6 protein-coding genes are annotated in these 13,516 nt (G+C 43.1%); all 6 read left to right on the plus strand.

Annotation, left to right across the window (positions count from 1 at the left end):
* Nucleotides 1-216 precede the first annotated feature (216 nt).
* The 6 genes from CSH93_RS16875 to CSH93_RS16900 all read left to right on the plus strand — a co-directional run bounded on the left by CSH93_RS16875 (nucleotide 217) and on the right by CSH93_RS16900 (nucleotide 13,158).
* Nucleotides 217-924: a Crp/Fnr family transcriptional regulator gene (locus tag CSH93_RS16875; protein WP_100644592.1), complete on the plus strand. Its 708-nt coding sequence runs from the start codon at nucleotides 217-219 to the stop codon at nucleotides 922-924.
* 185 nt (nucleotides 925-1,109) lie between these two features.
* Entirely contained in the window at nucleotides 1,110-9,743 is an 8,634-nt protein-coding gene (locus tag CSH93_RS16880; RefSeq protein WP_100644540.1) for a glycoside hydrolase family 94 protein, read from the plus strand.
* Nucleotides 9,744-9,820: 77 nt separating this feature from the next.
* On the plus strand, nucleotides 9,821-10,180 hold the full coding sequence (locus CSH93_RS16885) for a BON domain-containing protein (RefSeq protein WP_124748997.1): 360 nt from the start codon (nucleotides 9,821-9,823) through the stop codon (nucleotides 10,178-10,180).
* 41 nt (nucleotides 10,181-10,221) lie between these two features.
* On the plus strand, nucleotides 10,222-11,304 hold the full coding sequence (hflK, locus tag CSH93_RS16890) for an FtsH protease activity modulator HflK (protein ID WP_100644542.1): 1,083 nt from the start codon (nucleotides 10,222-10,224) through the stop codon (nucleotides 11,302-11,304).
* Entirely contained in the window at nucleotides 11,301-12,323 is a 1,023-nt protein-coding gene (hflC, locus tag CSH93_RS16895) for a protease modulator HflC (RefSeq protein WP_100644543.1), read from the plus strand. Before hflK ends, hflC begins: the two co-directional genes overlap by 4 nt.
* Nucleotides 12,307-13,158, plus strand: coding sequence for a GGDEF domain-containing protein (locus CSH93_RS16900; protein ID WP_100644544.1), 852 nt, complete (start codon nucleotides 12,307-12,309; stop codon nucleotides 13,156-13,158). The genes hflC and CSH93_RS16900 overlap by 17 nt, the downstream gene beginning before the upstream one ends.
* The last annotated feature ends 358 nt before the right edge of the window (nucleotides 13,159-13,516 follow it).

A 13,516-nucleotide genomic window follows, 5' to 3' on the forward strand; every position in this document is an offset into this window, starting at 1 on the left:
TATTCAAATTTGCACCATTTAATTGTTCTAATGCTGAACCACAGCAACATAAATGCTGCACTTCACTATACTTATCTAAATTAGGTACGTCCTTTGTTCGCTAACGCACAGAAGTAAAGATAATAAATGGCTAGTCTGAACTCAAAAATGATACTTTCCTGTAGCATGGCGCAGGTCTTGAAGGCGAAACAGAGAGTTATTAAGGAACGTGTACTCATGATTAAATGCAATAACACCCTCTTGTCAGCACTTCTTTCAGTCTTACCTGAACAATGTGAAAGAAAATTAGAGTTGATTCCCCTCAAGCTGGGTCAAGTGTTATACGAATCGGGCGAAGCGCTACAATATGTTTACTTCCCAGTTGATGCCATAGTTTCTTTACTTTTCGAAATGTCAGATGGCTCATCTGCTGAGATTTCAGTTGTAGGAAATGAAGGAATTGTAGGCGTTGCTGTTTTTTTAGGCGGAGGTAGTACACCGAGTCGCGCGATTGTGCAAAGTCAAGGGAAGGCATATCGCGTTTCCGCAAGCTTAATTAAGCAGGTCTTTAACAATGATGCCACTGCACGTATTCTTCTGCTACGCTATACGCTTTCACTTATTACTCAGATGTCCCAAACTGCGGTGTGTAACCGACATCACTCGATAGTACAACAGCTCTGCCGCTGGATTTTGCTCTCACTAGACCGTTTGCCCAATAACAATTTAGTCATGACGCAAGAACTCATAGCAAATATGTTAGGCGTTCGAAGGGAGGGTGTAACGGAAGCGGCGGGCAAACTCCAAAAAGCAGGGGTAATAACCTACAAACGAGGACACATCACAGTTATAGACCGCCCAAAATTAGAAGACATGTGCTGCGAATGCTACAAAGTGGTAAAGGAGGAATCAGACAGATTAGAAGCCTTCCCCATTAAATGTTAGTAGCAAAAAAATTAATTAATAAGACTTTTTTCGATGTATGTGCTTAAACGCACAGATAAACACATCATCTAAAGGCTTAATAGTTAGGCAATACACAATGTGCCTAATGCATTTAACGCAGCAGAAAACAAAGTAACAATGCGTTTTTAGGTATTCCGTGAAATTACCTAAAAGGAAGTATTGTTATGCTGCTCACTTTTCTCCCTACCTCTTCGTCAAATACCACGTGGGAAAACATTCCTATTCGCAAATATACTTATAGCACAGAGCGCTTGGGTAATTACGCAGAGGCGTTGGCTAAACATCACAAGATCACTACAAAACTAACGTGTGTACCTTCACTTTATAAACGGCTTGAAGATAATGCACTGACACTTGAGCAATTGGTATCGAAAAGCAATTCACATAAACGCGATAGCAAAGACTCGCCTAAAGGTATTGACTGGTTGCTGGACAATTATCATGTGGTCGATACACAGATTTGGCAAACCACGTTAGACCTACCAGAACGAACTTACAATAAACTGCCTCACCTCGCGGTTGGAAAATTAGCCGGTTATGCCAGAATATTAGCCATAGCATGGCACTATTTAGAGCATACTGACTGCCACTTTACTATGCAAAGCTTTTGCCACTTTATTTCCTGTTACCAGCACACTGAAATCTTGAATATATCAGAGCTGTGGTCACTTCCTAGCGTGATGAAGATTGTGCTTATTGAAAATCTGAGCCGCTTATCCAAAGCTCAAATGGATAATCACTTTTCACATAATAAAGCTAATAGTACGGCAGATAATGTACTAGCAAAACCGGAAAACGCGGCCACATCATCGCAATTTACACCGCCGAACCTAAGCAACTATTCACCAAGTGCAAATGTTACTTTTTTAGCACAACTGGCAAGACGCTTACGAGGAAAAGATCCAGAAAAGTACCCTTTACTTCGTTGGCTTAACCAACAACTGTCCCAAGAAAGTAAGTCTGTTGACACCATCATTCAACAAGTATCTCTTGAACAAAGTGTAGTAAGCGAAACCATGAGCAATATCATCAACAGCTTGAGACTGTTGGGAGAACTTGATTGGAAAGTCCCTTTCGAGCAGTTAAGCCATGTTGATAATCGGCTGCGCACCTACTCGGCTTATGCAGACATGGATTTTAGCACGCGCAATCTATATCGCAGCAATATAGAAAGGCTAGCCTCTGGTTCTGAATTAACCGAATGTGAAATTGTTGACGCCTCTCTAGCGCGCGCTAAAGCCTTGAGTATTGACCAAACCATCAAGTCTGAAAAACGTCGCATTGCCGATCCTGGCTACCACCTGTTCGGCGATGGTCACCGCCAGTTTGAAAAAGACATTAATTATAAACCATCGATAATAGAGCGAATACGCTTCGCGTTAGGAGAGTGCGGCACCAAGGTTTATGTAGGGCTTATCATTTCATTAAGTGTTTTGTTACTCGTTCTTTTTATTCTTTTGCTATTTGTTTTTAATTTCTCGTTTTTGCTTCAAATTATTTTATCGCTGCTTGCACTCATCCCCATCGGCGAGGTGTCAGTGCTTTTAATAAATCAAGTTATTATACATTTTGTGCATACTGATCCTTTACCCGGTCTTTCGCTAAGGACCGGCGTGCCAAACGCCAACAGAACTTTCGTAGTTATACCGTCCCTATTATCTAACAAAGCAGGCGTTGACAAACTTACTTACCAGCTTGAAATGCACTATTTAACCTGTATCGATGATAACGTTAGCTTTGGGCTTTTATTGGATGGAGTTGATGCCACAAGCCAAGCATTATCGAGCGATAAAATGCATTTACTGCGCATTAGTGAACGAATTGCAGCACTCAATAAAAAATACCCAGGCTTTCGAAACCGCAATCGATTTTATCTGTTGTATCGAAAGCGCATGTTCAATCGTCACGAGCAGACGTGGATGGCCTGGGAACGAAAAAGAGGGAAGTTACACGAACTCAATCGTCTTTTAAGGGGAGCGACAGATACTACTTTTACGCCTGTTGATTCCGGTCAAATAGACATTCCTGAGTATATTAAATATGTGGTGACCTTAGATGAAGACACGCAGTTAACACGCGGCGTTATTAAAAAATTAATAGGTAAAATGGCTCACCCGCTTAACACACCGTTACTAGACAGGAGAGAGCGCAGGGTTGTTAAAGGGCATGGCATTTTACAACCTAAAGTTACCCCATTAATGCCAAGCAATGGTAACGGCTCTTGGTATCAATTCATCTTCTCAAGCCCAGGAGGAATAGACCCATATGTTTCCAGTAGCTCAGATGTGTATCAAGATTTGTATGACGAAGGCTCTTACACCGGAAAGGGTATTTACGATATTGATGCATTTGAGAGTGCGCTGAAATCTCGTGTACCTGCTAACAAACTATTGAGTCATGACTTATTTGAAGGGATATTTGCACGGGCGGGCTTTGCCTGTGATATAGAAGTATTGGAAAGCTACCCCCGCAGTTACCATGCCGATATTAACCGCCTTCACCGATGGACAAGAGGTGATTGGCAACTGCTTCCGTGGCTACTGGGCATAATAAATGGCACAGGTAAGATACCTATGCTTGGTCAATGGAAAATTATAGATAATTTACGTCGTTCACTGGTACAACCTTGTCTTTTTACAACGCTGATTTTGTCTTTTTTCTTTCCTTTACATCAAGCTTTATTGCTCTGGACACTGGTGTTTAGCATATTGGCGGCACCTTTTATTATTCACTTGTCACTGCTTTTTGTTTCATATCGAAGAAGCCAAGGCAGAATAGTCACGCACTTAAAAATGTGGCTGTCAGACGGGTTGCTGTCTTTTATTAACTATTTTTTTATTCTTGCGTTCCTCCCCGATAAAAGCGTTAAAATTCTAGACGCATTAGCAAGAACGTTTATGAGAATGGCGTTTACCCAAAACCACCTTTTACAGTGGGTATCGTCAGATGAAATTGAACGCACGCATAAACCCTCTTTAGTGAACTACTACAAGCTCATGAGCACAAGTGTTGGCTTGGTGTTGTTTGCTTCAATTTCGACGCTTTTATACTCAGCCACCCACTTTTTCACGACATTACCTTTCGTGCTGCTTTGGTTCCTCGCTCCTGCGATGGCGTGGCTGTTGAGCCAGCCAAATGTTCGCCCTTACCTACATCTTAGCGAAAATAGGCAAACTACCCTTCGCCTTATTGCACGCAGAACGTGGCGATTTTTCGATGAGTTTGTTACGTCTGATGACAATATGCTGCCACCGGACAACTTTCAGCAGCTGCCCGAAGCGAAAACAGCGCACCGAACATCGCCCACTAATATCGGGCTATATTTACTATCGGTAGCAAGTGCTAAGGATTTTGGCTGGGTAGGACTTGTTGAAGCGACCGAAAAACTTGAAGCAACCTTGGAAACACTCGGCAAGCTTGAAAAGCACGAAGGACACTTACTGAATTGGTATAACACACAAACACTTCAACCATTACACCCTAAATATGTTTCTTCTGTTGATAGTGGTAACTTAGCCGGGCATCTCATTGCGCTGGCGAACACCCTAGAAGCTTGGCGAGAGCAAATTGAACAGCGTGTTGAGCCGAATATTAAACAGGCACTTCATGATAATTTAATACTGCTAGACGCAGCTATTATCAACGCTGAGCCAACACAAAAAAATTATCCCCACTGCCGAGTTGAAATACTCAACTTGCTAAATTTATTGGAAGATGAAAACAGTAATGCTGCTTATGATTTAATCAGCGTAGAGAAATCCCTTCATGCACTTCTGCCATTACTGACTAGCAACGTAACATCAATCGACGCAAATGTTCATTACTGGTTACAAAACACAATTAGTCGTATAGAGGCTTCAAAACAAGACAAGCAGATCCTATCTGTTGGCCAAGCTAATCTTAAAGCACGGTTTGAGCGCCTAGCTTCTAATGCCCGCTCATTTGCAATGGGCATGAACTTCCACTTCTTATTTAACCAAGAAAAGGTCTTACTAAGCATCGGGTATTCTGTTGATAATGATACTTTAGATACTGGGTGCTATGACTTGCTAGGTTCTGAAGCGCGTTTGGCTAGCCTGTTTGCCATTGCCAAAAACGACATTCCTTCAGAGCACTGGTTTCACTTGGGTCGCACAGCATCACCTGTTGGATTCAGCGCAGCGCTGCTATCGTGGTCAGGTTCGATGTTTGAGTACCTCATGCCATCTTTAATTATACGGGCACCTTTTGGCAGCCTGATTGCCAATACAAACAACATGGCTGTAGTTCAACAACAGCTTTATGGCAAGTACCTTAAGATTCCCTGGGGTCTTTCTGAGTCGGCATTTAACGCACGAGACTTAGAATTTAACTATCAATACTCAAGTTTTGGTGTGCCTAGCTTAGGGCTTAAACGTGGGCTTGCCGACAGTATTGTGGTGTCCCCTTATTCAAGCGGTCTTGCCGCGATGGTAGATCCCAACAGCGCAGTAAAAAACTTTAAAAAACTGGAGTCATTAGGGTGTTTAGGACCATATGGTTTCTTTGAAGCCATCGATTTCACACCCTCAAGACAGCCAAAAAACGCTAAACACACGGTTATCGAAAGCTATATGGCTCATCACCAGGGAATGATCATCGTCGCTATCAATAATACATTGAACAATGGCGTTATGCGCAATCGATTTCACAATGAGCCAATGATTGGCGCCTGTGAATCGCTACTTCAAGAGCGTATCCCCCGTAATGTATCACTTAAACGTCCTCTAACTCAGGAGGATAGCGTTGTGCAAAATCTCTCACTCTCTAAATCCACATCACGGGTATTTAGTCCGCATAAAAACGGCCAAAGACAAACAAATATGCTGTCAAACGGCAGATATACTGCAATGGTAACCTCAGCAGGTTGTGGTTATAGCGTGTGGAAAAATATAGCGATCACACGCTGGAGTGGCGATACCACTACTGACGATGACGGCATGTTTTTCTTTGTTCACGACGTAAAATCGAAACATACCTACTCGCCGACAATACAACCGTTGCGCGCTGAAAGCAGCGAATATTGTAGCAGATACACGGCCGAATTTGCCGAAGACTATGCCCGCTATGAAGCAACAAGCGATGAAATGAAAAGCACTATAGACGTAGTTGTTACTAGTGACAGCGATGGTGAGGCTCGTCAGCTTAAAATTATCAACACATCGCTTACCACAAAACCGGTTGTTGTAACGTCGTTTAATGCGCTAGCGCTGGCGCCAAGGAAAGCTGATAGCGCTCACCCTGCTTTTTCTAAAATGTTTGTACAAACAAGTATGCTTAAAGAGCGCAACGCACTCATTGCAACAAGACGGAAACGTGCGCCTGAAGAACTTGAAATATGGGTTGCTAATTTCGCTGTCGTGAGCGACCAAGTAGTTAATGAGTTCGAGTTTGATACGAGTAGGCTGACCTTTATTGGCAGAGGTAAGACGGTACACAATGCAAATGGAAATAAAGTTTTACACAAAGGTCTCAACAGGCTTGGCAGTTCGCTCGGCGCGGTTATCGACCCGGTATTTGTATTAAGACATCACATTGATATTCCTGCAGGAAAACAAGTAACGATAACCTACTGGCTATTAGTCGCATCTTCTCGTAAAAGTTTACTGTCTCTTATCGACCAACACGCCGATACATATTCATTTGACCGTGCTAAAACCATGGCGTGGACACAATCTCAAGTCTTACTAAGCCACCTTGGTATAGATAATGATGAAACTGCAACCTTCCAAAAAATCGCAACACAGTTGCTTTACATAGACACCAGACCCTCGCATCAAAAGGACTTGCCCTTGCCGGTAAAAAATATCAAACATTTGTTGTGGCAAGAGGGCATATCTGGCGACCTACCTATTGTGGTAATGCGAATATGTGACAGTAGTGATATCAAACATGTAGAGCAATTATTGCGTGCACACGAGTATTGGAAATTAAAAATGCTGTATGTGGATATAGTGATCATCAATGAACAGCGTTCGACCTATTTTCACAGCTTACAAGACGCTATTGAAACCGCGGTGCGCTGCAGTCAATCGCCTGTTTATCACTCAGAAGAACACACCGGCCCTGCACACTGCTATGTACATGTACTGCGTTATGATCAAATCTCAACTGATTTGCTTAATACCGTAACGCATGCGGCCAGACTGGTGATCAACGCGCGCAATGGAGATTTAGCAACACAATGTCATCACCTTGTTGAGACAGACCTTATAGGTAAAACACACGCTAAAGAAAACGTTCAAAAACAATCGCGATATATGACGCCATCAACGTTAAATAAAACAGATGTTTCCAGTCTTTCTTTTTTCAATGGTACAGGTGGATTTGATACCAAGAACAACGAATACGTTATTCAATTAAGCGGCGGTCGCACTCCTCCTGCGCCTTGGATAAACATTATCGCCAATGAAAATTTCGGTTTTCAAATTGGTGAGGATGGAAACGGTTACACATGGGCTCAAAACAGCCGAGATAATCAGTTAACCCCTTGGTACAATGACCCAGTTTGTAATCCATGTGTAGACAATTTGTATGTGAGAGATGAGGATACACTCGCGTTAAGCAGTGCCTCAAACCAACCTATTCAAGATGGCGGAGAATACGAAGTGAGCCATGGTTGGGGTTATAGTGTATTTTCACACCATGCCGATCACCTTTACATGGAATCAACCCATACCGTAGTACAAAACGCTCCAGTAAAAATGGTCCGCCTGTCGATTAAAAACACGGGCAAACATGAACGCAAGGTATCGATTACCAGTTATATTGAGTGGGTACTAGGTAACGATAAATATGAAAGCGGGCCCTTTTTAACCACCACCTTTGAGCAATACTTTCAGGCAATAACATTGTCCAATCCATTTTCGACTGAATTTTCTGAAAGTGAGGCATTTGTGATGCTTCAAAGTGAACTGGATGAATGGACCACAGACCGCACAGAATTCCTTGGGCAATATGGGAGTCCAAGTCACCCCGCTGCTTTAGCACATAATCAGCCGATGAAAAAGCGTTTGGGGCAATGTTTTGATATCTGTTCGGCCATGCAAACTAAGCTCACTATTCAGCCTAATGCGTCACAAGATGTCGTGCTGGTTTTTGGCTACGCAAGCAACCATGACCACGCTCTAAGTTTAATCAAACGCTATAAACACGCCACTTTTGACGTTGTACTACAACAGAATAAAGCATATTGGCTACGTCTGCTCACACATGTTCAGGTAGATACCCCTGACAAAGCGACTAACCTGTTATTAAACGGCTGGTTAAACTATCAAACAATGAGTAGCCGAATTTTAGCGCGTTGCGGATTTTATCAGGCCAGCGGCGCATTTGGATTTCGCGACCAATTGCAAGATGGTATGTCGATGCTATGGCACAGTCCCAAACGCGTGCGAGAACACATTTTGCACGCTGCGTCCCGGCAGTTTAAAGAGGGGGATGTTCAACATTGGTGGCTTCCACTTTCAGGGCGAGGAGTAAGAACTCATATTTCTGATGACAGAATATGGTTAGTCGTAGCAGCTACGCATTACGCAAAGAACACACAAGACCAAGACATTTGGCAAGTACAAATACCTTTCCTAGAAGGACCACTTTTAGATTCATCAACACATGATGCTTTTTTCATGCCAAATAGCAGCGATGATACTGCCAGCCTGTTAGAGCATTGTATCTTGTCGATTAACGCTACGCTTGCTGCCAGAGGTAAACATGGCTTGCCGCTTATTGGCACCGGTGACTGGAACGACGGCATGAACGGAATTGGTAAGCTGGGCGAAGGAGAGAGCGTATGGCTAGGCTGGTTTACCCTCTTTGCCATTGACCAGATATTTGCACTTCAATCTTCTTATTGTAAGCAAAAGCTAATACCTTATAAAGAGCGATGGCAACAGGCTTCGCGAGAAATATCTCACGCTATCGAACAACATGCCTGGGATGGTGAATGGTACCGCAGAGCCGTATTTGATAATGGTATCTGGCTTGGCTCTCAGCTTAATGATGAATGCAAAATTGACGCTATTTGTCAGTCGTGGGCAGTACTGTCTAATCACTCGTGCGCCAACAGAGCCGACAAAGCTATGACAATGGCGTCTCAGTATCTTGTAAGGAAAGAGTTAGGCTTAGCGCTGCTATTTACTCCTCCTTTCGAGAAAACTATTTTAGAGCCGGGCTATATAAAAGGCTATCCAGCAGGTTTCCGGGAAAATGGAGGGCAATACACCCACGCGGCCGTCTGGACAGTAATGGCACTGTGTAAACAAGCAAAATCAGATCAGGCATTAGAGCTCTTTTCCATGCTAAATCCCATCAATCACACACTTAATGAAGCGCATTGCGCCAAATACAAAGTTGAGCCCTACGTTATGGCGGCAGACGTCTACTCTGTGCCTCCCCACTGCGGAAGAGGTGGTTGGACCTGGTATACAGGCGCCGCAGGTTTAATGTATCAAGCAGGGCTCTCTTCCCTATTAGGAATAGAAAAGCGGGGCAAATCATTGGAAATAACACCACGGTTACCGTCACAGTGGGATCGCTACAGCGTAACGATAGACATGGATAACGCACACTATGTGATAGAGGTTATTAGAAACATACAGAAGGCAAGAAATGTCAATGATGATAAAGCATCTCGCACGCTTGGCGGGCGAGAAACCTCACCAAATTTGAATCAACAGTGGGACGTTTATATCGACGAAGAGAAGCATAACTTCACCACAAATATCGCGTTCCCAATGTTAGCAGGCAAACATCATGTCAGAATTTTAATAAAAGGCTAGATAATGTGGTGAAGCGCACAGATGCGCTCAATACAGGGGGTATATTAGTGAAAGGCTTTATATTGAAGGACAAAATAATGACGCGATTTCACGTATTTTTCACCTCTGTCGTTTTAGCGACACTGCTATCGGGATGCAACAAGCAAGCAAATGATAGCGACAAAGTGCCACCTTCGACTGTGATTGATTTGCCTTTAAAACAAACGTCCCCCTCACCTTATAAACTGGAAGATTTGACACAGGAGATTCGCGCGACACTCAACACGTTGGGCATGAGTGTTGCCAATAACATCACCGTAAATACGGTCAGTAACAATGTGACTCTTGCTGGAACGGTAATGTCTGAAAAGCAAAAACAAATGGTGTTAAATGCTGTTCGAGAAATTGAGGGCATTAATCTCATTACCGACGAAATTATGGTGGTTCCGATAGATTAGCACTTCACTTCGAAATCGCCACAATGAACAGGAGAATAAAAATGCAGATTCAGATAAACAGCCCACCAAACACCCCTTGGGGGAGCGGTCAAACCGGCGGTCCTCCGCCTGATGTGGACAAAGAAGTAAAGCAGTTGTTCGATAAACTTAAAAACTTCTTACCCGGCGGAAGTCCAAAAGCTTTTATAAGTGTCGTTTTGCTTTTGTTCACTATTTTTATGGTATGGAACCTTTTTTATACCGTGCCAAGCGACTCTATTGCGGTGGTCCAACGCTTTGGTAAATTGCATGCTCAAAAAGATCCCGGCTTGCATCTAAAGATACCTTTTGGGGTAGACACAGTTCACATCGTACCTGCGAAGCGTCAATTAAAACAGGAATTTGGCTTTGCTACCGCAGCCGCTACAAATCCTGACCAAGGCTCGAGAGGTGACTATGCACTTAGGGAAACCCAAATGGTTACGGGCGACTTAAATGCTGCGCTTGTAGAATGGGTTGTGCAATACCGTATTGCAACCCCCATTGACTACCTGTTCCAAGTACGCGACCCCAGTGAAACGCTGCGCTATATTTCTGAATCTGTCATGCGAGAGGTAGTCGGAGACAGAACAGTGGACGAAGTAATAACAATAGGTAGGCAAGAGATTGAATTTCAATCTTTGGAACGCCTTAGAGAGATAGCACAAACCTATGCTATGGGTATTGCTATCGACCAAGTACAGCTAAAAAACATCAACCCGCCCTCGCCGGTTCAAGCATCATTTAATGAAGTGAACCAGGCACAACAAGAAAAAGAGCGACTCATCAACGAAGCCAGAAGGGAATACAACAGAGTGATCCCGCTCGCAGAAGGCGAAAAAGATCAAAGAATACGTGAAGCAGATGGTTACCGCTTACAGCGCGTTAATGAAGCACAAGGAGATGTGAGCCGCTTTAATGCACTTTTGGTGGAATACCAAATGGCACCCGAAGTAACTCAGCGCAGGATATACATTGAACACCTTGAACGCCTGCTTCCTAGTATAAAGCATACCTATTTATTAGACGGAGATAAGGGGTCGGTTTTACCAATCATGAACCTCAGTTCAGAAAACTCGGTTGTTCTGGGGGAGGAAAGAAAATGACTAAAAAACGAATCTCGATTTTGCCTTTTTTGGTTCTGTTTGTCTTTGCAGGCTGGATTACTAGCCACACATTTTTTACGGTAAGCGAGACCGAGCAAGTCATTATCACGCAATTCGGTAAGCCAATGGGTACGCCCATAACTGAGGCGGGTCTCAAAGTAAAAATCCCCTTTATCCAAACCGTAAACTCTATTGATAAACGCATATTAGAATGGGATGGTCCTCCTTCCGATATGCCAACCAAAGATAAGCTTTACATATCGGTTGACTTATTTGCCCGCTGGCGCATTGTCGAGCCTCTGCAGTATTTTTTGCGCTTGAAAGATGAAAGAAGTGCGCAGTCACGACTCGACGACATTTTAGGAAGTGAAACGCGTAATGCCGTCGCTAAACACAAACTAATAGAAATTATACGTACAACAAAACTCAGGGTGCCTGAAAGAGACGCGCTACTCAATGACGTTGAGAAAAGGCTAAATATGGGTAATTTGGTGCCCATCGTAAAGGGGCGAAAAGTAATTGAGAAAGAAATCTTTGAAGCCGCAGCGGAAAAAATCAAGGTTTTTGGTATAGAGTTGCTCGACATTCAGTTTAAACGCATTAATTACAACACCAGTGTACGCCCTAAGATTTATGACCGGATGATAAGCGAACGACGTCAAATCGCTGAACGCTTTCTTTCTGAAGGCAATGGCGAGTCTGCAAGAATAAGAGGCAATAGAGAACGTGAGTTAAAACGTATTCGCTCCGAGGCCTATCGACAAGTTGAAGATATAAGGGGGAAAGCAGATGCTCAAGCTGCCAGCATTTACGCTGCGGCCTATAACCAAAGCCCAGCATCGCGTGACTTCTATGTATTTACCCGAACGCTGTCGGCGTATGAAACGCTACTAAATAAAAACACGACACTGCTTCTTTCCACTGACAGTGAAATATTCCAATTATTAAAAGAAGCACCACTTGCAATAAAAACGCAACCTGACTTTACTACGGATACTAGCGGTGAAGACGATCTTTAACATTTTGGAAGAGAAGCATTATGTGTGGATATGGGTAACCTGTATCACTTTTGTATGTGTTATTTCCGTGGTCAATAATCAATTTCTCACCACTGTTTCGTTAGAGCCTCTTCTTTTGCTACCAGTGGTGATTGCCAGTTGGTATGGCAACTTAATTACCGGTTTATCTGTGTCATTTATTTCGGCACTTGCTATCATTGTATCTTACGATCGAGCTTCGCTTGCTATTCCAAGCACTGACGCGGTATGTACGGCCCTAGTTTACTTGTCGGCACTATGTATTTTAAGCATATTAATCAATAACTTTAGTAACGTTTTTAAAGTTGAAGAGGCAGCCGCCGAGCATGACCACCTAACTGGTTTGTTAAACACTCGCGGGCTGACTTCATTACTAGAAGAAGAGATCGCGCGAACCAGACGTTACAGACACCCCTTCACAGTTGCTTATATCGATATTGATAACTTTAAGACCATCAATGACACAAAAGGCCATTATGGAGGCGACGTCATACTGTGCAAACTAGCGAAAATTATAACCAAATCATTTAGAGAAAGTGATTACATTGGCCGGATTGGTGGCGATGAATTTGTGTGTTTATTGCCTGAAACAAAACAGCCAGATGCTAAAGTTGTATTTGACAAGCTACACAAGAATTTAGACACGGCATTTCGTAACGAAGATATTACCGTTACCTTTAGTATAGGCGTTGTTACGTTCGAATCTGCCCCTCCAAGTACGCAAACGGCACTGGCATTAGTCGACAGTGTCATGTACCGCGTTAAGAAACTAAACAAGAACGACGCCGCGTTTCAGGTTTACTCTTCAACGTCTTAATAGAATTTTGTTTATCAATAATTAGGCTTGATACAAAAAAGAATAGCTTGCGAAAGTTATTGTGAGCTTGGCCTGAAGCAGGCATGCGATCATGCAAAGAATTTACAAAGGTTCTTTTTATCTCTTTAAATAATTGAGTTTTAAAGATTAAAACATACGCTATCTTTTCAAAATCCGCCGCCTTTACGGGTGTGCCGGTTCAAGTCCGGCCTCTGGTACCACTTTAGATGATGCAACAACAAACGGCCCAACAAACCGACGTAAGTCGGTTTTTTTGTGTCTGAAGCAGAGACCTAAAGCAGCAATAAAACAAGAAAATTTCTTTGAAGAAAAATAACTTCTTGTGCGCAAGCACCCC

Origin of the sequence: Neoalteromonas facilis, assembly GCF_002807665.1 — a bacterium.
Lineage (GTDB): Bacteria > Pseudomonadota > Gammaproteobacteria > Enterobacterales > Alteromonadaceae > Alteromonas_E > Alteromonas_E facilis.

Bases quoted from the DNA above. Each gene is read 5' to 3' on its own strand.
- CSH93_RS16875 (WP_100644592.1), top strand. From the start codon at position 217: ATGATTAAATGCAATAACACCCTCTTGTCAGCACTTCTTTCAGTCTTA.
- CSH93_RS16880 (WP_100644540.1), top strand. From the start codon at position 1,110: ATGCTGCTCACTTTTCTCCCTACCTCTTCGTCAAATACCACGTGGGAA.
- CSH93_RS16885 (WP_124748997.1), top strand. From the start codon at position 9,821: ATGACGCGATTTCACGTATTTTTCACCTCTGTCGTTTTAGCGACACTG.
- hflK (WP_100644542.1), top strand. From the start codon at position 10,222: ATGCAGATTCAGATAAACAGCCCACCAAACACCCCTTGGGGGAGCGGT.
- hflC (WP_100644543.1), top strand. From the start codon at position 11,301: ATGACTAAAAAACGAATCTCGATTTTGCCTTTTTTGGTTCTGTTTGTC.